Origin of the sequence: Nocardiopsis codii, from assembly GCF_036327455.1 — a bacterium.
GTDB lineage: Bacteria > Actinomycetota > Actinomycetes > Streptosporangiales > Streptosporangiaceae > Nocardiopsis > Nocardiopsis codii.
Window position 1 is genome coordinate 251,840 of the sequence record NZ_JAUZMY010000003.1, and the last position, 20,664, is coordinate 272,503.

Annotated in this window: 16 protein-coding genes; 11 read left to right on the forward strand and 5 right to left on the reverse strand. The window is 72.6% G+C overall.

What is annotated here, in order from left to right; translation table 11 throughout:
- Nucleotide 1 precedes the first annotated feature (1 nt).
- The 10 genes from Q8791_RS04885 (at nt 2) to Q8791_RS04930 (ending at nt 12,080) form a co-directional block, all read left to right on the forward strand.
- A complete protein-coding gene (locus Q8791_RS04885) occupies nt 2-2,161 on the forward strand; it encodes an acetate--CoA ligase family protein (RefSeq protein ID WP_330090351.1) in 2,160 nt (719 codons plus the stop codon).
- Nucleotides 2,162-2,400: 239 nt separating this feature from the next.
- Complete coding sequence (locus tag Q8791_RS04890; RefSeq protein ID WP_330090352.1) at nt 2,401-4,002, forward strand: Nramp family divalent metal transporter; 1,602 nt, start codon at nt 2,401-2,403, stop codon at nt 4,000-4,002.
- Nucleotides 4,002-4,562 carry a hypothetical protein gene (locus Q8791_RS04895; protein ID WP_330090353.1) on the forward strand — a complete coding sequence of 187 codons (561 nt, stop codon included), beginning with the start codon at nt 4,002-4,004 and terminating at the stop codon, nt 4,560-4,562. Before Q8791_RS04890 ends, Q8791_RS04895 begins: the two co-directional genes overlap by 1 nt.
- A 385-nt stretch (nt 4,563-4,947) precedes the next feature.
- Nucleotides 4,948-5,346 (forward strand): DUF485 domain-containing protein, encoded by a 399-nt coding sequence (locus Q8791_RS04900; protein ID WP_330090354.1) that lies wholly within the window; start codon nt 4,948-4,950, stop codon nt 5,344-5,346.
- On the forward strand, nt 5,343-7,043 hold the full coding sequence (locus tag Q8791_RS04905; protein WP_330090355.1) for a solute symporter family protein: 1,701 nt from the start codon (nt 5,343-5,345) through the stop codon (nt 7,041-7,043). Before Q8791_RS04900 ends, Q8791_RS04905 begins: the two co-directional genes overlap by 4 nt.
- 388 nt (nt 7,044-7,431) lie before the next feature.
- Nucleotides 7,432-8,448: a sensor histidine kinase gene (locus Q8791_RS04910; RefSeq protein WP_330090454.1), complete on the forward strand. Its 1,017-nt coding sequence runs from the start codon at nt 7,432-7,434 to the stop codon at nt 8,446-8,448.
- A complete protein-coding gene (locus Q8791_RS04915) occupies nt 8,445-9,269 on the forward strand; it encodes a LytR/AlgR family response regulator transcription factor (RefSeq protein ID WP_330090356.1) in 825 nt (274 codons plus the stop codon). Before Q8791_RS04910 ends, Q8791_RS04915 begins: the two co-directional genes overlap by 4 nt.
- Complete coding sequence (locus Q8791_RS04920; protein WP_330090357.1) at nt 9,266-9,658, forward strand: hypothetical protein; 393 nt, start codon at nt 9,266-9,268, stop codon at nt 9,656-9,658. The genes Q8791_RS04915 and Q8791_RS04920 overlap by 4 nt, the downstream gene beginning before the upstream one ends.
- A complete protein-coding gene (locus Q8791_RS04925) occupies nt 9,655-11,307 on the forward strand; it encodes a sodium/solute symporter (RefSeq protein ID WP_330090358.1) in 1,653 nt (550 codons plus the stop codon). Before Q8791_RS04920 ends, Q8791_RS04925 begins: the two co-directional genes overlap by 4 nt.
- Nucleotides 11,308-11,384: 77 nt before the next feature.
- Nucleotides 11,385-12,080: a hypothetical protein gene (locus Q8791_RS04930; protein ID WP_330090359.1), complete on the forward strand. Its 696-nt coding sequence runs from the start codon at nt 11,385-11,387 to the stop codon at nt 12,078-12,080.
- Between the two features lie 70 nt (nt 12,081-12,150).
- On the opposite strand, the gene Q8791_RS04935 is transcribed toward Q8791_RS04930, so the two are convergent.
- The 4 genes from Q8791_RS04935 to Q8791_RS04950 all read right to left on the reverse strand — a co-directional run bounded on the left by Q8791_RS04935 (nt 12,151) and on the right by Q8791_RS04950 (nt 17,518).
- The gene (locus Q8791_RS04935) at nt 12,151-12,924 is read right to left on the reverse strand and encodes a bestrophin-like domain (protein ID WP_330090360.1); all 774 of its coding nucleotides are present in this window, start codon (nt 12,922-12,924) and stop codon (nt 12,151-12,153) included.
- Between the two features lie 393 nt (nt 12,925-13,317).
- On the reverse strand, nt 13,318-15,126 hold the full coding sequence (locus tag Q8791_RS04940) for a phosphoenolpyruvate carboxykinase (GTP) (RefSeq protein ID WP_330090455.1): 1,809 nt from the start codon (nt 15,124-15,126) through the stop codon (nt 13,318-13,320).
- Between the two features lie 571 nt (nt 15,127-15,697).
- Nucleotides 15,698-16,270, reverse strand: coding sequence for a COG4315 family predicted lipoprotein (locus Q8791_RS04945; RefSeq protein ID WP_330090361.1), 573 nt, complete (start codon nt 16,268-16,270; stop codon nt 15,698-15,700).
- Between the two features lie 336 nt (nt 16,271-16,606).
- The gene (locus Q8791_RS04950) at nt 16,607-17,518 is read right to left on the reverse strand and encodes a universal stress protein (protein WP_330090362.1); all 912 of its coding nucleotides are present in this window, start codon (nt 17,516-17,518) and stop codon (nt 16,607-16,609) included.
- A gap of 224 nt (nt 17,519-17,742) precedes the next feature.
- On the opposite strand from Q8791_RS04950, the gene Q8791_RS04955 reads away from it, so the two are divergent.
- Nucleotides 17,743-18,459: a DUF998 domain-containing protein gene (locus Q8791_RS04955; protein ID WP_330090363.1), complete on the forward strand. Its 717-nt coding sequence runs from the start codon at nt 17,743-17,745 to the stop codon at nt 18,457-18,459.
- On the opposite strand, the gene Q8791_RS04960 is transcribed toward Q8791_RS04955, so the two are convergent.
- A complete protein-coding gene (locus tag Q8791_RS04960; RefSeq protein ID WP_330090364.1) occupies nt 18,449-20,656 on the reverse strand; it encodes a HelD family protein in 2,208 nt (735 codons plus the stop codon). The two genes, Q8791_RS04955 and Q8791_RS04960, sit on opposite strands and share 11 nt — an antisense overlap.
- Nucleotides 20,657-20,664 lie beyond the last annotated feature (8 nt).

Sequence of the window (20,664 nt, forward strand, 5' to 3'; positions counted from 1 at the left end):
CATGGCCGCCTACACCCCCGAGCGTTCCGACCAGGACCGCGCAGCGGTCCGCGAGGTGCTCGACCGGGCCCGCGCCGAGGGCCGGACCGCCCTCACCGCCCCCGAGGGCCGGGTCCTCGCCGACGCCTACGGCATCCCCATCCCCGGTGAGGCACTGGCCCACTCCGCGGAGGAGGCCGCCGCCCTCGCCCAGGACCTCGGCCTCCCGGTCGTGGCCAAGATCGTCTCCCCCGACATCCTGCACAAGACCGACGCCGGCGGCGTCGAGGTCGGGCTGGACAGCGCCGAGAAGGTCGCCGAGGCGTACCACCGGATCGTCGCCAACGCCCTCGCCCACACCCCCGGCGCGAGGATCGACGGCATCCAGATCCAGCAGCAGATCGGCGGCGGGCCGGAGGTCGAGGTGCTCGTCGGCGCGACCACCGACCCCACCTTCGGCAAGATCGTGGTGTTCGGGCTGGGCGGGGTCCTCGTCGAGGTCCTCAAGGACGTCACCTTCCGGATGGCGCCGATCTCCAAGGAGGAGGCGCTGTCCCAGGTCGGCGACATCCGCGCGGCCGAGATCCTGCGCGGCGTGCGCGGCCGCCCGGGGGTGGACCAGGAGCGTCTCGCCGAGGTCGTCAGCGCACTGTCGGACCTGGTGACCGACTTCCCGGAGATCGCCGAGGCCGACCTCAACCCGGTGTTCGCCGGCCCCTCGTCCGCCGTGGCCGCCGACCTCCGCTTCGTCCTGGACTTCGCCCCGGCCGAACGGCCGACGGCGTTCAGCCGGGACGAGATCCTCGGCGCGATGAACCGGGTCTTCAAGCCGCGGTCGATCGCGATCATCGGCGCGTCCAACGAGGCCGGGAAGATCGGCCACTCCGTCATCAAGAACATCGTCGACGGCGGGTACGCCGGCGAGGTGTACCCGGTCAACCCCAAGGCCCCCGAGGTGTACGGCCGCAAGGCGTACGCGAGCGTCCTCGACATCCCCGGCGACGTCGACGTGGCCGTCTTCGCGATCCCCGCGAAGTTCGTCGCGGGCGCCCTGGAGGAGGTCGGCGCGAAGGGGGCCGCCGCGGCGATCCTCATCCCGTCCGGCTTCGCCGAGACCGGGGAGCAGGAGTTGCAGGACGAGGTGCTCGCCATCGCCCGCAGGCACGGCGTCCGGCTCCTCGGCCCCAACATCTACGGCTACTACTACACGCCGGAGAACCTGTCGGCCACGTTCTGCACCCCCTACGACGTCACCGGCGGCACCGCCCTCACCTCGCAGTCCGGCGGCATCGGCATGGCCATCCTCGGCTACAGCCGCAGCACCAACACCGGGGTGTCCGCCATCGTCGGCGTCGGCAACAAGGCCGACATCGACGAGGACGACCTGCTCACCTTCTTCGGCCAGGACGAGAACACCAACGCCATCGCCATGCACCTGGAGGACCTCAAGGACGGCCGCGCCTTCGTCGAGGCCGCCCGCGAGGTCGTCCCGCACAAGCCCGTCGTCGTGCTCAAGGCCGGGCGCACCGACGCCGGTGCGCGCGCGGCGGGATCGCACACCGGGGCGCTCGCCGGGGACGACAAGGTCTACGACGACATCCTGCGCCAGGCCGGGGTGGTCAGGGCCCCGGGGCTCAACGAACTGCTGGAGTTCGGCCGCGCCCTGCCGGTCCTGCCCACGCCCCGGGGCGAGAACGTCGTCATCATCACCGGGGCGGGCGGGTCGGGCGTGCTGCTCTCCGACGCCGTGGTCGACAACGGGATGTCGCTGTACGAGATCCCACCGGACCTGGACGCGTCGTTCCGGGCGTTCATCCCGCCCTTCGGGGCGGCCGGGAACCCGGTCGACATCACCGGGGGCGAGCCCCCCTCCACGTACGAGGCCACCGTCCGGCTCGGCCTGGAGGACGAGCGGGTGCACGCGCTGATCCTGGGCTACTGGCACACCATCATCACCCCGCCGATGGTCTTCGCCAAGGTGATCAGCGAGGTCGTGGCCGAGGCCAGGGCCAAGGGCATCGACAAGCCCGTGGTGGCGTCCCTCTCGGGCGACACCGAGGTGGAGGAGGCCGCGCAGTACCTGTTCGACCACGGGATCGTGGCCTTCCCCTACACCACCGAGAAGCCGGTGCAGATTCTCGGCGCGAAGTATCGCTGGGCGCGCGCCGCGGGACTACTCTGACCGAATGCCCGGCCGGCGCCCTCGGCGCCGGCCGTGCCCCTGCACCACCGCACCACCCCTGATCCCGACGGCCTCGGAGCCGCCGCCACGAGGCCGTCGGGACCCTCCGCCGCGGCGACAGCCACCACCAGCCGCGGCGGTCCCTCCTCCACATCCGACAGAGAGGTGGCCGCACCACCCGGGGGCGCCATGCAAGCAAGCAGCTCGCATCCGCACATCCCACACAGGGAGTTCCGCCCATGGATTCCTCACGCCCCGAGACCGGCGGCACGCCGGGTTCCGCCGACCAGTCCTCCACCGACTCGCAGATCCCCTTCGTCCCCGCCCAGCGGCAGCCGGCCGCCGTCGGACCCGACACGTCCTCCACCGCCACGAGCACCGGTGGCACTCCTCCCCAGGAGGAGCGCGTGTGGAAGGCGGGCCGGCTGGAGCCGATGCCCATCCGCCCCCTCCCGAAGGCTCCGCCCTCGATCCACATCCTCGGGCCCACCGTGTTCCTCGTCGCCCTCGGCGTCGGCATGGGCGAGTCCTACATGTGGCCGAGGCTGGTACTCGTGTTCGGCCCCGAGATCCGCTGGCTCTTCCTGCTCGGCGTCTCCCTGCAGGCCGTGGTCATGCTGGAGATGTCGCGGTACGCGATGGCGACCGGGGAGAGCATCTTCTACGGCGCCGCGCGCGTGTTCAAGCCCCTGATGTGGTTCTTCTTCCTCACAGCGATCCTGGTCTACGTCTGGCCGGGCCACCTCTCCGCCGGCGCCTCGGCGTTCGAGCGGGTGACCGGCATCCCGTGGCAGATCACGGCGGTCGCCGGGATGCTCCTCGTCGGTGTGGTGTTCACGCTGGCGAAGGTCATCTACAACCTGCTGGAGAGCGTGCTCTCCATCTGCATCGGCCTGCTGGTGGTCGGCACGTCCGTGGTCGCGGCGATGGTCGGCAACCTGTCCGACCTCACCTCCACCATCTCCGGCATGTTCTCGTTCGGCTACTTCCCCGCCGAGGCGATGACGGCCGCCTGGTTCCCGATCATCGTCGGTTCCATCGCCTTCGCCGGCCCCTCCGGCATGCAACAGATGTGGTACACCCTGCACCTGCGCGACAAGGGCGCCGGCATGGGCGCGCACATCCCGCAGATCCGGGGGCTGCGGCACTCCGGGGAACAGGAGAGCATGCCGTCGCGCGGCTTCATGTTCGACACCTCCGACCCCGCGGAGATGGCGAAGTGGAAGGGCTGGCGGCGCTGGGTCACCTTCGACGCCATGGTCCTGTTCTGGGGCATCACCATGCTGGTGACGATCTCCTTCACCGTCCTGGCCCAGGCCTCCGCCCGCTTCGACCCCGCGGTGGCCGACCTCATCAGGTCGGGTGACCGCGACGCCTCCCTGGACGCCATGGCCAACTCCTTCTCCGCCGCGGGAAGCCCGGTCCTCGGCACGATCTTCTTCTGCTTCATCGCCCTCATCGGGCTCAACGCCACGCTGGGCCTGTTCGACTCCTTCTCGCGCGGCCAGGCCGACATGACCTACAACTTCGTGCCGGGCGCCAAGAAGATCGGCGTCTCCAAGCTGTACGCCATGTTCCTCTGGGGCCTGATCGTCTTCGGCATCCTCGTCCTCCTCTTCGGACCCGCCGACGGGCCCGCGGCGATCCTGGACGTGCTCGCCTTCCTGTCCGCGTTCGCGATGGGCGCGTACTGCGTGGTGCTGCTGCTGGTCAACAACCTCACCCTCCCCAAACCGATCAGGCCGGGCATCGTCTCCAACGCCGTCATCGCCTTCGCCGCCCTGTTCTACCTCGGCGCGCTCTTCTTCTCGCTGTTCGCCTTCGGGGTCGTGGTGGGCTGATGGGCGTCCAGGTCTCCCCCCGAACCTCCGACTCCTTGCTCCACCACGCCGAGGTCGCCGTGCCCGGCGCCGCCATCGGCCTCGTCGCCGGCCTGTTCGCCGCCGGCGTCGGGGCCCTGGCGGGGCTGCCCGCGGTGCTCACCGTGACGGTGGGGGCGGCGCTCGGCCTCCCCCTCGCCTCACTCGGCGCCGGGTACTGCGTACTGCTGGCCAGAGGCGTGTTCTCCATCGGCGCGGTGGCCCCCCTCGCGCTGTACTGGCTGGTGGGATTCCCCCTCGCCCGCCTGATCGACTCCTACGCCGCGGCGCTGGTGCTCGGGAACGACACCGTGCTGCGGGAACCGCTGCTGTCCTTCCTCGCGCTCCAGGCGATGCTCAGCTTCGGTTTCACCATCGGGTTCCTGTGGCTGCACGAGAGGATCGCCCCCCACTGGCTGCTGCGCGTCCGCGGGCACAACCCGGTGGCCGCGTCCCTGGTCGAGCGCTACATGGCCCACGCGGACCACCTCAACAACCGGCGGGCATCCGGCCGCCGTCGCCCCCCGAACCCCCCGTCCTGACGAACACGGCCTGCCCGGCGGTGCGGCGTCCCACGCCGCACCGCGGGCACCGCCGCACCCGGTCCCGCCTCCGGACCGCCCGCCCTGGGGCGGACCGCCCGCGGCGAGGCGACGGACCACGCGCGGTGGAGGACCGGACCAGTGGCCGGGCCGACCCGGACCGGGGCCCCCGCCGCCCGGCGACCGTTCGTCCCGCGTGGCGACCGTTCGTCGCACGGTGGGCGACCGTTCGCCGCTCCACCCCCGCGTTCGGCGCGCACGTGGGCGCGCCCCCTCCTGGCGGAGAGTGCCACTCCTTACAGTGCCGAGTAATACAGATCACACGAAGGAGACGCGCTCACGACAGCGCGGCCGCTCACGCCATCCCCCGGAGGTACGACCCAGCATGGCCACACAACGCCCCCCAGAACCGCCCACCCCGCCCCCGGGAGACGGCTCACCGGAGGAGCAGCTGTCCGAGGCGGCCGTCATCGCCATGCACAGCGACCCCCGGTTCCTCGCTCTCAAGAAGAGCCTGTACAGCTTCATCTTCCCGATGAGCCTGGCGTTCATGGCCTGGTACCTGCTGTACGTGCTGATGTCCGCGTTCGGTCGGGACGTCATGGGCACCGTCCTCTTCGGCAGCGTCAACGTCGCGCTGGTGTTCGGCATCCTCCAGTTCGTCTCGACCTTCGGAATCGCGGTCCTGTACACGAGCTACGCGCGCCGCAAGCTCGACGCCCCCGCGATCGAACTCCGCGACGAGCTGCAGAACAGCACGGCGGGCAAGGAGGACGGCCGATGATCTTCGCCCAGGAGGCCGTGGCGGTCAGCGAGAGCAGCCGACTCGTCACCATCGTCCTCTTCTCCCTCATGATCGCGGCCACTCTCGGCATCACCGTCTGGGCCAGCCGCAACACCCGTTCCGCCACCGACTTCCACTCCGGAGGCCGCGGCTTCTCGCCGCTCCAGAACGGTCTGGCCATCGGCAGCGACTACATGTCCGCCGCGTCCTTCCTCGGCATCGCGGGCATGATCGCCCTCTTCGGGTACGACGGCTTCCTCTACTCCATCGGCTTCCTCGTCGCCTGGCTGGTCGCGCTGCTGCTCGTGGCCGAGCTTCTGCGCAACTCGGGCCGCTACACCATGGGCGACGTGCTGTCCTACCGGATGCAGCAGCGCCCGGTCCGGACCGCGGCCGCGATCTCCACCGTCGTGGTGTCGATCTTCTACCTGCTGGCGCAGATGGTCGGCGCCGGCGCGCTCATCGCGCTGCTGCTCGGCATCCAGGAGGGCCAGACCTTCCTCGGCATGGACGCGCCCACCGCCAAGATCGTCGGCATCGTGGTCATCGGACTGCTGATGACCATCTACGTGACCTTCGGCGGGATGAAGGGCACCACGTGGGTGCAGATCATCAAGGCCGTCATCCTCATGGCCGGCGCCGCCCTGCTCACCGTGCTGACGCTGTCGCTGTACGGGTTCAACCTGGGCGCGCTGATGACCGACGCGGCCAACGCCAGCCAGGCGGCGGACGCGGGCAACGCCAACGGGTTCCTGGAGCCCGGTCTGCGCTACGGCGTCGAGGTGGCGGGCGACCCGGTCCAGACCCTCTGGAACAAGCTGGACCTGATCAGCCTCGGTCTGGCCCTGGTTCTGGGCACCGCCGGGCTGCCGCACATCCTCATCCGCTTCTACACGGTTCCCGATTCCCAGAGTGCCCGTAAGTCGGTCAACTGGGGTATCGGGCTCATCGGCACCTTCTACCTGATGACGCTGGTGCTGGGCTTCGGCGCGGCCGCGATCGTCGGCCACGAGGCCATCACCGCGCAGGACGCCGCGGGCAACACGGCGGCGCCCCAGTTGGCGCAGGCCGTCGGGGAGAGCATCGGCGGCACCATGGCCGGAGCCGTCCTGCTCGCGGTGATCGCCTCCGCCGCCTTCGCCGCGATCCTGTCCACAGTGGCCGGCCTGGTCATCGCCTCGTCCTCCTCGCTCGCGCACGACTTCTACAACTCGGTCCTGCGCAAGGGACAGGCCACAGGCACCGAGGAGGTCCGGGTCGCCAGGATCGCCGCCCTGGGCGTCGGCGTGGTCGCGATCGTCCTGGCGATCTTCGCGCAGGACCTCAACGTGGCCTTCCTGGTCTCGCTGGCGTTCGCGATGGCCGCCTCGGCGAACCTGCCCACTCTCCTCCTCAGCCTGTTCTGGAAGCGCTTCAACACCGCCGGAGCACTCGCGGGCATCTACGGCGGCCTGGTCAGCGCCGTGGGCCTGGTGTTCTTCTCCCCGGTCGTCTCCGGCTCCGAGACCGCCCTCCTGCCCAACGCCGACTTCGCGTGGTTCCCGCTGCCGAACCCGGCCCTGGTGTCGGTGCCGATCAGCCTGCTCTGCGCCGTCATCGGAACGTTCATGTCCAAGGAGCGCGACTTCGACAAGTTCGCGCTGCTCCAGGTTCGCGCCCTGACAGGCGCGGGTGCGGAGAAGGCCTCCGACCACTAGGAAGTGTTCCCCCGCAGGCCTTCGGGCCCGGAAGGACGCGGAAACACGACCGGGGTCCGCGCAGCGCCCCCACCCGCCCCGGGGCCGGTGGGGGCGGCGGGGCCGGGGGATCCTCCCCCACCGGCACGGCCAACGCCCCGAGTCGCCCGTCCCGGGCCCGTCACCCCTCACGGGGCGGCGGGCCCGCGGCACGCCCAGCGCCGGGGACGCGCCGCCTCCGGGGGAACCACCCGGTCGGGCCTGACACAATCAGGAAAGGTGACCCCCACCACGTGAGCGTTGACACAGTTTGCTGGGATATGGTCAGTCCGTGTCGTACCAGTGGCTGTCGCGGATGTCCCCCACCCGACGGCGCCCGGTGTCGGAGCAGCGGGCGAGCGTCGATCTGATGCGCCAGGTCCACGCCCTCGGCGTCGACCTCCAGGACGGGTTGCACGGGAGGGGCGTCTCCTCGGCCGCCCGGAGACTGCGCCAGCTCCTCGCCGCCGACGGCGTCGTGCTCGCCGACCTCGACGGACCGGTCGTCTCCCACGGGGTCCGGTTCGACCCCCAGGACGTGGAGGCACTGCTCGCCCAGGTCTTCGAGTACGGGAGCAACGCGCGGGGACGCCTCCCGGACGGCTCCTCCGTGTGCGCGGTGCCCCTGACCGTGGCCGACGAGCTGGCCGGGGCCCTGGTGGCGTCCGGCCGCCCCGCCGAGGCCGACGTCGAGGCCGCCGCCGCCCTGGTGTCCGACGCCCTGGACCACGCGGCCCTGCGCCGGGCCCGCGACCGGATCGCCGCCGCCGACCTGCGCACGCTCCGCGCCCAGATCTCCCCCCACTTCGTGCACAACGCCCTCGCGGTGATCGCGGCGCTGGTGCGCACCGATCCCGACCGGGCACGCCACCTGCTGTCCGACTTCGCGGACTACCTGCGCTACGGCTTCTCCGAGAAGGGCGACTACGCGACCGTCTCGGACGAGCTGGAGGCCACACAGACCTACCTCGAACTGCAACGCGCCCGCTTCCACGACCGCCTGGACATCACGGTGCGCATGGCGCCGGAGGTCCTGCCGGTCGCGATCCCCTTCCTGGTGGTGCAGCCGATCGTGGAGAACGCGATCCGCCACGGGCTGGAGCGCAAGGAGGGCACGGGGCACATCAGCGTCTCCGGCTTCGGCGAGGGTCCCCTGTGCGTCATCGAGATCGAGGACGACGGCGTGGGCATGCACCCGGAACTGGCCCGCGCCCTGCTGGCGGGGACCGGCCCCGAGTCGCGCAGCGTCGGACTGGCCAACGTCGACCAGCGGCTGCGGGCCGTCTACGGACCCGAGTACGGTCTGGTGATCGAGACCGCGCTGGGGGAGGGGACGAAGGTGACCGTGCGCGTACCGAGGTTCACCCGGGGGGTGGTGGCCCAGTGAAGCCCGAACTGCGGGTGCTGGTCGTCGAGGACGAGGCGTCCACCCGCCAGGAGATGGCGTCGCTGCTGGCGGACATGCCCGAGGTGGCGGAGGTGCACGTGGCCGACAACGGCGCCGCCGCCGTGCGGCTCCTGGGGACGACCACGATCGACGCCGCGTTCCTGGACATCCTCATGCCCGGGCTGAACGGCATGGACGTGGCGCGCGTGCTGAGCGTGCTGTCCGAACCGCCGTCCATCGTGTTCGTGACCGCGTCGGAGACCCACGCCGTGGAGGCGTTCGGCATCGGCGCCGTGGACTACCTGCTCAAACCGATCCGCCCCGAGCGGCTGGCCGAGGCCGTGGGCCGGATCGCCCAGCTGCGCCGCCCCACCGGGACGGCTCCGCCCGCCGAGGACCTGCACGTGGTGCAGATCGACACGGGCCGGCGCACGGTGTTCGTCAAGCGTGACGACGTGCAGTTCGTGGAGGCCCAGGGCGACTACGTCCGCCTGCACACCGCCGAGGGCACCCACCTGATCCGCCTCTCCCTCTCCTACCTGGAGGAGGTGTGGGAGTCGGCGGGGTTCGTCCGGGTCCACCGGGGGTTCCTCGTCGCCATCGCGTGGGTGCGGGACCTGCGGGTCACCTCCTCGTCCGGCCTGGTCGCCGGGACCCCCGCCGGCGACGTGCCGGTCAGCCGCCGCCACGGCCGCCACCTGCGCGCCCAGCTGCTGGAGGCCGCCCGGCGCGACCAGCTCGGACGGTCGGCGAACGCGCAGGGGGCGGCGCCGCGGTCCAGGGACGGTGAGCCCGACCAGCCCCATCGGCAGGAGCCATGAGCCCGCGCCGTGAGAAGCTGACCAGCCCGCAGACCCGGATCGCGCTCGCCCGGGGCAACCGGCCCGCCCAGCACCTCCTGCCGATCCCCGAGCCGGTGGACACCGAGGCGGCGCGGCGGCTCTTCCACGCCCAGCGGCGGACGGCCGTGCGCACCGTCGCGCTGCTGACGGTCCTGCTGTTCGGGGTGAGCGGCGCGTTCGCCGCCTTCCCCGTCCTCGGCCACGTCCGCCTGGGGGGCGTCCCGCTGTCGTGGCTGCTCCTGGCTGCGGGGATCTACCCGCTGCTGTTCGGGCTGGCGCTGTGGCACGTCCGGTCGGCCGAGCGCATCGAGCGGCGGGCCGCGGCGGAGGCCCCCCGGCGTGCGGAGCCCCCGGGGCGGGAGCGGTGATCTCGGTCCTGGCGATCGGCCTCGTCCTGGCCACGAGCCTGTTCATCGGCATCTACGGGGTGCGTGCCGCACGCTCGACCTCCGACTTCCTCGTGGCCTCCCGTCGGGTCTCCCCCAACTGGAACGCGCTGGCGATCGCCGGGGAGTACCTGTCCGCCGCGTCCGTCCTCGGGCTGTCCGGGCTCCTGCTCAAGAACGGCCTCGGCACCATGTGGTACGCGGTCGGCTTCGCGGCGGGCTACGTCGCGGTCGTGGCACTCGTGGCCGGGCCGATGCGCCGGTCCGGTGCGTTCACCGTGCCGGACTTCGCCGAGTACCGGCTGGGCGCCCCCCGGCTGCGCAAGCTGTGCGGCCTGGTCGTCCTGGTGATCATGCTGTTGTACCTGGTGCCCCAGTTCAAGGGGGCGGGCGTGGTGCTGAGCCTGGTCAGCGGCACGCCCTACTGGGTGGGGGTGCTGCTCGCCGGAGTGGTGGTGAGCGGATCGATCGCCGCCGGCGGCATGCGGTCCGCGACCTACGTGCAGGCCTTCCACTACGTCGTCAAACTCGCGTTCATCGCCATCCCCGCGATCTACCTGGTGGTGTACTCCGGGCCGGAGACCCGGGCGGAGGCGCTCAACCCGGAGTGGGGGACGCACTTCCCCGAGACGACGCCGGTGGAGTTCACCGTTGGCACCACCTTCAGCCTGGACGAGCCCGTGACGGTGACGACCCCGGCGGGCGACGAGGTGGAGCTGTCCGCGGGCGAGCACACGGTCGGACAGGGCACCGAGTACGTGTTCCCCGAGGGCGCCACGATCCCGCACCCCGACGGGCTTCCCGAACTGGGCAGCGAGCGGTGGAGCACACCGCTCCTGGACGTGGGCGGCTACCCGCTGTTCGAGACGTGGTCGACCCTGCTGGCGATCACGTTCGGCTGCATGGGCCTGCCGCACGTCATCATGCGCTTCCACACGAGCCCGACGGCGCGCACCGCCCGCCGCGTGGCCGTGGGCGTGATCGCCCTGCTCGGGCTGTTCTACCTGTTCCCGACCGTGTACGGGCTGATCGGACGGGTCCTCACGCCGCAGCTCGTCCTGCTCCAGGGCACCGACACGGTCGCGGTGGTGCTCCCCGCCCAGGCCGTGCCGGGGTCGGTGGGCGCGATCCTGACCGCGCTGGTCGCGGCGGGCGCCTTCGGCGCGTTCCTGTCCACGTCCTCGGGGCTGCTCCTGGCCCTGGCTGGCGGGCTGTCGCACGACCTGTTCCAGGGGAGCGTGCCCAGGCTGCGGCTCGCCGTGGTCGTGGGAGCGTGCGTGGCGGTGCTGCTCGCGCTGCCCGCGCAGATGATCGACATCAACGTGCTCGTGGTGTGGGCCTTCACCGTGGCGGCGTCGACGTTCTGTCCGCTGCTGGTGCTGGGCATCTGGTGGCGGCGGCTCACCCTGGCCGGCGCCGCGTCCGGCCTGGCCGTCGGGGCGGTGACCGCCACCGGAGCGGTCGGGTGGTCGATCCTGTTCACGACCCCGGCCGGGTGGGTGACGGTGCTGCTGGCCCAGCCCGCGGCGTGGACCATACCGCTGGCCTTCGGGACGATGATGGCGGTGTCCAAGCTGACGCGTCCGCCGGACTGGGCGGAGCACGCGGTGCTGCGGCTGCACTCCCTCTGAACCCGCGGTTCCGGGGGCGGAGTCCGCGCCGACCACGTACGATCACCCCGTGCCCCGATCGCGCCACGAGGAGTAACGTGCCTACCTCCCGTCACGCCCTTCCCGCCCTGCTCGCGGCGAGCGCGCTGCTGTTCGCCTGCGGCGCGGCGCCCCCGCTCGCCGGAGAGGGCGGCCCCTCCGTGGACGTCGGCCCGTCGGGGGTGAGCGTGCGCGACGGGAGCTCCACCGTCGGCGTCGGCCCCTCGGGCGTGAACGTGGACGCCCCGGACGTGCGCGTGGAGGTCCGGCCCGAGTCGCACGTCCTCGTGTGCGCCGGCGGTACACGGGTGGTGGTCCACCACGGCGAGGCCCCAGCGTGCCCGGCTCCCGCCCCGCCCCCGCCGCCCCCACCCGAGCCCGAGCCGGAGGTCCCCCCGGCGCCGGAGGAGCCCGAAAGCCCCGGGGAGCCCGACCCCGAGCCCCCTGCCGGACCGGACGCGGAGGTTCCCGGGGACGTACCGGAGGCCGCGGCCCGCGTCCCCGGGGAACCGGACAGCGAACCCGCGGCGGCGGAGCCCTCCGCGGCCCCGGTGGAGGCCCCGGAGCAGCCCCGGGACTCCCCCGAAGTGGAGGAGGCCGCCCGTGAGGCCCTCCTCGCGGACACCTCGGCGGCCTCGCCCCAGGACTCCGGCGGCGCCTTCACACCCATGCGGACCATGGTGATCATGGCGGCGGTGGCGGTCGCCGCCGCCGTCGGCGGGGGCCGTGCCTCCGCCGCACGCTCGTCGGGCTGAGGCGACCGCCCGCCTGTCGCCGGAACGCGAACCGGCGGCGGGCCCGCGGCCGTGGACCGGCCGCCGGGGGTTACCGGGCGTCGATGGCGAGGTCGGCCCGGTCGAAGGCGGCCAGCGCCTCCTCGATGCCGCCCGGGTCGTTGGCGAGCACCTCCGTGAACGGGGTGCCCAGGTAGAACAGCAGGAGGGTCGTGGCGAACACGAACACGAGGTTCACCGACGCCCAGAAGTAGGCCACCTTCGCCTCCCGCTTGATCATGACGAACGGCAGCACGGCGAGGGCCACGGCGGAGACCCCCGCGATGACGAGCAGGATGGAGGGGATCTCGTCCCCCGCCGCGTTGCCCCGCTCGATGCGCGCGTCGCTGAGGTTGGTGATCTCCTGCCGGGCGGTCAACCGGTCCAGGCCGTCCCCCGTGTCGGACACGGAGAGCACCCGGACCGACGCGGCCAGGACGGCGAGGGCGTCGTCGCCCTCGGAGCTCAGCTCCCCGTCCTGCTCCATCCGGGGCCAGTCCTCCTCGACGACCGTGGTCAGGTAGTGGCGCAGCTGATCGCGCACCACCTCCGCCTCCTCCTCCGGGAACGCGGTGGTGCTCCAGTACAGCGCCTGGGCCGCCCCCGCCTCCGTGGCCACGCCGTCCTCGGCAGCGGTGTAGTCCTCCCAGCTGATCACCACCCCCATCGCCGCCGCCACGAGGTAGAGCGCGAGCGCGCAGGGCGCGATGACGACGCCGACGGCGCCGCCCGACGACTCGTCGCTGACACGGAACTTCCAGGCGGCCAGGACTGCTCCGCCCACCATGGCGAACAGGAGGGAGAGAACGAGGATCAGGGTCATCATGCGGGCTCCCCAGGGGGCGGAGGCGGGTCGGTACCCCATCGGTAGCACGATCCCCGTCGCCGTTTCAGGGAAAGGGGAGAACACCCGCAAATGTCCCCCGACTCCGTGACCAGCGGCAGGCCGCCCGCGCCGGCCTCCGGGAAGCCCCGGCCCGGAGGCCGGAGTACGCCCGGCCGACACCGGCGAGCTCCCGGACCGGGTCGACGACGGCACGGTCCGCACCGTCGGCCACTGGAGCGAGGTGTCCTTCGCGGCCCTTGGCAGGAACCGGAGGAGGGGGCCGGGGGACGCCCCGGGCGCCGGGGCCCGGACACGGCGGAGGGGCGCGGGCGCCGCGGCGCCCGCGCCCCTCGCCCGCCGGCCCCGTGCGCGGAAGGGGGCCGACTCGGACTCCTACTGGTCCAGGCGGTCCAGCAGAGCGTGGTACTCGTCCCAGAGCTCGCCGGGCAGGTGGTCACCGAAGGTCTTGAAGAACTCGGGCACCAGGGCGGCCTCCTTCTTCCACACCTCGCGGTCGACGGAGAGCAGGAACTCCAGGTCCGCGGCGGACAGGTCCAGGCCCTCGGTGTCGATGCCGTCGGCGGTGGGCAGGTAGCCGATCGGGGTCTCGACCGCGTCTGCGTCGCCCTCCAGGCGCTCGAAGATCCACTTGACGACGCGGCTGTTCTCACCGAAGCCGGGCCACACGAAGCGGCCGTCGGCGTCCTTGCGGAACCAGTTCACGTAGAAAATCTTCGGCAGCTCGGCCTGGTCGGCTGTGGCGCCGACCTTGACCCAGTGGGCGAAGTAGTCGCCCATGTTGTAGCCGCAGAACGGCAGCATCGCGAACGGGTCGCGGCGCAGTTCGCCGACGGTGCCCTCGGCGGCCGCGGTCTTCTCGGAGGAGATGTTGGCGCCCAGGTAGACGCCGTGCTGCCAGTTGAAGGACTCGCTGACCAGCGGCACCGCGGTGGCGCGGCGGCCTCCGAAGAGGATGGCCGAGATCGGCACGCCCGCCGGGTCCTCCCACTCGTCGGCGATGGTGGGGGCCTGTCCGGCCGGGGTGGTGAAGCGGGAGTTCGGGTGGGCCGCGGGCTCGGTGGAGTCCGGGGTCCAGGGGCGGCCCTTCCAGTCGGTGAGGTTGGCGGGCGCCTCCTCGGTGAGGCCCTCCCACCACACGTCGCCGTCGTCGGTCAGGGCGACGTTCGTGAAGATGCTGTTGCCCCACAGCGTGTCGATGGCGTTGGCGTTGGTCTTCTCGCCGGTGCCGGGCGCGACGCCGAAGAACCCGGCCTCGGGGTTGATGGCGCGCAGCCGGCCCTGGGCGTCGAAGCGCATCCAGGCGATGTCGTCGCCGACGGTCTCGACCTTCCACCCGGGGATGGTCGGCTGGAGCATGGCGAGGTTGGTCTTGCCGCAGGCGCTCGGGAAGGCGGCGGCGACGTAGTGGGAGGCACTCTCGGGCGAGGTGACCTTGAGGATCAGCATGTGCTCGGCCAGCCAGCCCTCGTCGCGGGCCATCACCGAGGCGATGCGCAGCGCGTAGCACTTCTTGCCGAGCAGGGCGTTGCCGCCGTAGCCGGAGCCGTAGGACCAGATCTCGCGGGTCTCCGGGAAGTGCGAGATGTACTTGGTGGAGTTGCAGGGCCAGGCGACGTCCTCCTGGCCGGGCTCCAGCGGGGCGCCGACGGAGTGGACGGCCTTGACGAACTCGCCGCGCTCCTCGATCAGGCGCAGGGCGGCGGAGCCCATGCGGGCCATGATGCGCATGGACACGACGACGTACGGGGAGTCGGTGATCTCGACACCGAGCTGGGAGATGTCGCCGCCGAGCGGACCCATGCAGAACGGGACGACGTACATGGTGCGGCCGCGCATGGCGCCCTGGAAGACCTCGCCGAAGGTGGCGCGCATCTCGTCGGGGGCGATCCAGTTGTTGGTCGGGCCCGCGTCCTGCTCGCGCTCGGAGCAGATGTAGGTGCGGTCCTCGACCCGGGCGACGTCACTCGGGTCGGAGGTGCAGTAGAAGCTGTTGGGGCGTTTCTGCGGATTGAGCCGGGTGAACGTGCCCTGCGCGACCAGTTGGTCGGTCAGGCGGGTCCACTCCTCGTCCGAACCGTCACACCACACGACCTCGTCCGGCTGGGTGAGCTCCGCTACCTCGCGCACCCAGGTGACGAGTTCTTCGTGCTTGGTCGGGGCGGTGCCCACGTCGATACCCACGGCAGTCACAGCGGCTCCTCTACGAAAGTCGAGATCACTCGCATCATGAACGACGACCCCCCGCAGTGACCAATTGGTATAGGCCAATGGTCTAAATATGTGCCGTCGCAAAGTCGGATTCCACTGCACAGCAGGGGATTCGGGTGGTCCACCACGACGCGCGCAACAACGCGTTCGATGATCGTTCCGACAGTGGTGAGAGCCGGTTTCCCCTGTCGGGCGGGCATGCGGCCCACCGGCGACGACACACGGTGCTGTTCGTCACATACCGCACGGCGCCCGCCGGGGAACCGACTAGACCTGTGGCGCGGAACCGTGCCCCGGGGCGATCCGCGGGGGCGCTTGCACGCGCGCGCCGTCCATCGCGCGGGGCCCGCCCGCGCCTGGCGGTGACGGGCGGATCGACGGGTGAGGGCAGCCGCCCGGAGGGGGTCTCAGCCGGTCCGGGCGCTGCGGCGCCCGGCCTGCGGGGAGGGGCGGGGCTGGGGCGGAACAGCGTGTGGACCGGCGCGTGGACCGGGACGGAGCCGGGTGGGGCGGACCGGCGCGGGAGCCGGGAGGAGCGGGGCGGTCAGCCCTGCGGGGTGTCGGCGGGGACGGTGACCGTCCCGCCGTAGACGTCCAGTGCGAACCAGGAGTCGTCCATGCCCTGGCCGTTGGCCTCGCTCGGCGCGGCGTCACCCGTGTAGGTGTAGAGCGGCCACTCGGCGTAGGTGACCTGGGGCGCACCGTCCAGTCGGGGGACGGCGGCGACCAGCTCGGGGCGCACGCCCTCGGCGGTCATCGGGACGGCCTCGGTCCCGGCGGCGGTGCGCAGGGGCTCCCACACCGCGGCGCACTCCTCGACACAGGTGGGGCCGACTCCGTCGTCCTCGGTGAACAGGTAGAGCGTGTTGCCGTCGCCGTCGGTGAGCAGGAGCCCGAGCACCGGGTGCTCGGCGGCGGACAGGGTGGCCTGGCCCTCGACGAGTGCCGCCCTCTGCTCCTCCGTCTCGGCCTCCTCGGGGGCGCCGGTGGCCGCGACGGGCGCGGCGGGTTCGTCCGAGCCGGGATCCGCGCCGAATCCGCAACCGGTGAGCAGCCATAACGCTGCCGTTCCGGCGCCGATGACGCCCTTCGCGGAGCCGTTCACGGCTTCCCCCATCAATACTCGTCTGCTCTTGCTATTCGGCGCGACCACTGCGAGTGGGAAAAGTATGACCGACACGGACCTTGACTCGCGAGTAAAAACTTCGCCCGTTTTTTGCCTCGCCGCCGAACTGCGACTTCACGCCAATGAACATCCGGCCCGGAGAACGGAGGGGAAAAGGCGGAACACGCGCGGGTCGACTCCTCGGGGCCCGGCCGAGAGCCGGGGTCCGCATCGGAGCGGCGCGTGTCCGCGCTCCGGGCCTGGATCCCCGGCGGGGGCCTCCCGTACGCGATCCGGGCCGGCCGTTCGTGAAGGACCCGCCCCCGGCGGGGTTCCGCGCCCCCGCGGTCAGCGGAGTATCGCGACCGGGCCCCGCGCGCCGTGCAGGACGGAGTGGCTCACCGAGCCGAGCAGCAGCCCCCGGAACCCGCCGCGCCCACGCGAGCCCACCACGATGAGGTCGGCCGGTGTGGCCTCCTCCAGGAGGGCGACCACCGGGTGCGCGCGTACGACCCTGGTCCGCACCGTGACCCCGGGGTGGTGCAGCCGGGCGTCCGTCAGCTCGTCCTCCATGGCCTGGCGGGCCGCCTCGGCCGCGGTCGTGTCGTCGAACAGCTCCGGCGGGATCGGCCCGGTCGCGGCGGCGAACGCCACCAGGGGCTGCCAGGCGCTCACCGCGACCAGTTCGGTGTCGGCGAACTCGGCCTGCCCGAAGGCGAAGTCCGCCGCTCTCCTGCTGGGTTCGGACCCGTCGATGCCCACGATCACGCGGCCTCGCACCCCGTGCGCCGCGGCGTGCTCGCGGGGCAGGACCACGACGGGGACGGGTGAGCGGGCGGCCAGTTCGATACCCACGGACCCGACGAAGGCGGCGACGATCCCGCTGAGTCCGCGCGACCCGACGACCACGGCGACGGTCCCCTCCGCGGCGGCCTCCGCCAGCAGGGCCTCCACCGGGCGCGCGTAGGACAGCCGGGTCTCCACACGGAGTTCGGGGAAGAGCCGGTCCACCCAGTCGCCCGCGTACTCCAGCAGCTTCTCGGTGTTCTGCGTGTCCGTCTCGTCGGGGGGCTCCGCCCGGTCGGCCCGGCCGTGCCCGCCGAACACGCCCACCGAGGCCATCGGCCCGGCGGCCGCGACGATCCGCAGGCCGAGCCCGCGCAGCATCGCCTGGTGCGCCGACCATTCCAGCGCGTGGCGGCTGGAGTCGGTGCCGTCCACCCCCACGATCACCCATCGTGTCGAGGCTGCGCCGTCCATGCGTGCGCCCTTCTCGTCGGTCGTTCCGTACCCGTCGTGTCCGCCGGTGTCCCCCTGATGATGCCGCCTGAACACTCACCTGCGGATAACGGTGCCGCCGCGAGTTGGATGACGTCCGGTCCCGAAAAGCGTAGGGTCCCAGGACGACGGTGGTTCGACGGCGACCTCACCGGTGTGTCCCGTCCGAGAGGCGAGGGCGGGACATCCGTGGAAGCGGGGGCACGATGCCTAACTCCGGACAGCTGCACTGGGACTACAGGGACGGAAGGGTGGCCGCGGTCGCGGCCGCGATCGTCTACAGCCTGTGGACGTTGGAGGTGGTCCTGCCCGGGAGCGGGGCCGCGCAGGGGGCGCTGGCGGACCCGGACGCGGTCTTCGGCCGGTTCCTGGACAGCGCGCACCGCACGGCCGCGATCCTGGTGGTGCTCACCGCCGGGCTGGGGCTGGCCCTGGGAGCCAGGGAGGCCACCCCCTGGCTGACGGTCTCCTGGTGGTCCATGGCCGTGTTCGGCGCGGCGTCCCTGGTGACGGCGCTGCTCCCCGGGCGGTGCGTGGTATCCACCGACGCGGCGTGCGCCGCGGAGTCGCTGGTGGAGGGGGTGGCCGGCGCGACCGCCGCCCAGGCCGTCCTCGCGGTGGTCGCGATCCTCGCGGCCCTGGTCGGGGTCGGCGCGCTGGCGGTCGACCGGTACCGGGCCGGGGACCGCGCGTGGCCGTTCGTCGCCGTGCCGGCCGTGCTCCAGGCGGTGGCCGCCGTCGCCGTCCTGGTCCTGGCCGCCCGGGTGTACGCGGCGGCGGGCGACGGCAGCCCGGGGGTCGCCCTCGGGCTGCTGGAGCGGGCCCACCTGGTGACGGTCGCGCTGTGGCTGCTCACCGCCGGGGTGCTGCCGGGGCCCTGGAAGCGCTCCGGGGCGGCCCGGCCCGCGGGCCTCAGCCGCTGACGGCGTCGCGCAGCGCCTCCGGCAGGGGGCGCTCGTGCACCACGTGCAAGGTGCTGACCGCCCGGGTGAGCACGACGTAGAGCCGGTTCACGCCGCGTTCCTCCGCGTCGACGACGGCCGCGGGCTCGGCGACCACGACGGCGTCGAACTCGAGGCCCTTGGCCAGGGACGCGGGCACCGCGACGAGGCGCCCCGCGTCCAACCCGGCGTCCGCCTCTCCGAGCAGGGGCGCGGTCAGACCCTCGGCTTCCAGCGCCGTCCTCAGCGCGGGCAGGTCGGCGTCGGCGGCGATGAGGCCGACGGAGCCCTCGCCCTCCAGCGCGGCCCTGCAGGCGTCGGCCACGGCCGCCGCGAGCCCTCCGTCTGCACGGGTGACCCGGAGCGAGCCGGGTGAGCGCCGCACCGCCACCGGGGCGCCGAGCCCGGGGGCGATGGCGGGGAGGAGCCGGGCCGCGAAGTCGATGATCTGGGCGGGGACGCGGTACCCCCGGTCCAGGACCCTCAGGTGGCCGGTGGGCTTGCCGAGGTGCTCCAGGAGCGTGGACCAGTTCTCGGCGGCGGAGGGGCTGGTGCCCTGGGCGATGTCGCCGAGGACCGTGAACGAACCGGAGGCGCAGCGGCGGCCGACGGCGCGGCACTGCATGGGGCTGAGGTCCTGCGCCTCGTCCACCACGATGTGGCCGAGGCCGGCGGGGCGCTCGATCATGGCCGAGGCCTCGTCGACGAGGGCGAGGTCCTCCTCCGACCAGAGGGCGGTCCGGGGGCCGCGCGGCCGGCCCGGGAGGAGGACGGCGGCCTGTTCCTCCGCGCTCAGGAGGCCGTCGGCGGCGCGGGCGAGCCGTTCGGGGTCGGTGAGCAGGCCGAGGACGAGTTTGAGCGGGTCGGTCCTGGGCCACATGGCGGTGACCGCGGACCGCACGGCCGGGTCCCGGCGCACCTGCGCGTGGGTGCGGTCGTCGCAGGCCTCCCCCTCGCCCTCCATGAGGGACAGGACGGCGTGGGCGATGCGGTGGGAGAGGAGTTCCCGCCCGGAGCCGTAGGCCACGCCCCGCTCGGCGAGCTCGTCCAGGAGGGGGCGCAGGTCCTCGGGGTACAGGCGCCAGCGGCGCGACCCGCGGCGGACCATGACGGCCTCCTCCGGGGTGCGCAGGTGGGACCACAGGTCGCGGCGCAGTACCTCGGCCATGCGGGCCTGGCCCTTGATCCGGGCGGCGCCGGGCTCCTCGACGCGCCGGACCCACCCTGCCGCGGGGCGCGAGCGCTCGGGGAGGCCGCGGGTGAGCAGTTCGGTGACGGTGGTCTGGTGGACGTCGACCTCGCCGAGGGCGGGCAGGACGTCGTGGATGTAGGAGAGGAAGGAGCGGTTGGGACCGATGATGGCGACGCCGCTGCGGGACAGGCGTTCGCGCTCCGTGTAGAGCAGGAAGGCGATGCGGTGCAGACCCACCGCGGTCTTGCCCGTGCCCGGCGCCCCCTGGACGCACAGGGTGGTGCCGAGCGGCGCGCGGACGAGGTCGTCCTGCTCGGGTTGGATGGTGGCGACGATGTCGCGCATGGGTCCGGTGCGGGGGCGCTCGATCTCCGCGTTCAGGAGTTCGCCCGCCCCCTGGTCGACCGCGGGCTCGGCGTCGGTGAGCGTTTCGTCCTCGAAGGCGGTGAGCAGTGCCTCGGGTTCGGCGTCGGGGCCGGGGGTGACGGTGGTGAAGCCGTAGCGGCGGCGGACCCGGACGGCCATCCGGTCGTGGGGCGAGGCCCGGTAGTAGGCGACACAGATGGGTGCGCGCCAGTCCAGGACCATGGGGCGCCCGGCCGTGTCGTGGATGTGGCGGCGGCCGATCTGGACGCGGTCCGCGTCGGTGGAGTCCTCGCCGGCCGTCGCTCCGGAGCGGCCGGAGCGGTCCGGGGGCGGTGCGGAGCCGGGGTCGTCGTCGAGGAAGACGGTGCCCGGGTCGAAGTCGAGTCGGCCGAAGAACAGCGGGGCGCCCGGTACTTCGGCGAGAGCGGCGAGGCGGCGTTCGCGACCTCGCCGGAGTGCGGCGTTGGTGACCTTGTCGTTGACGACGTCGCCCAGCATGAGCTCGCTGCCGTCGACCTCCTCGCGCATCCTCCGGAGGGCGGCGCGGGCGGCGGCGAGCCGGTCGCGTTCGTCCTGGAGGGCGTCGTTCGAGGGCGCGTGGAAGGGATCGGTGGTGGTCATACGAAGAC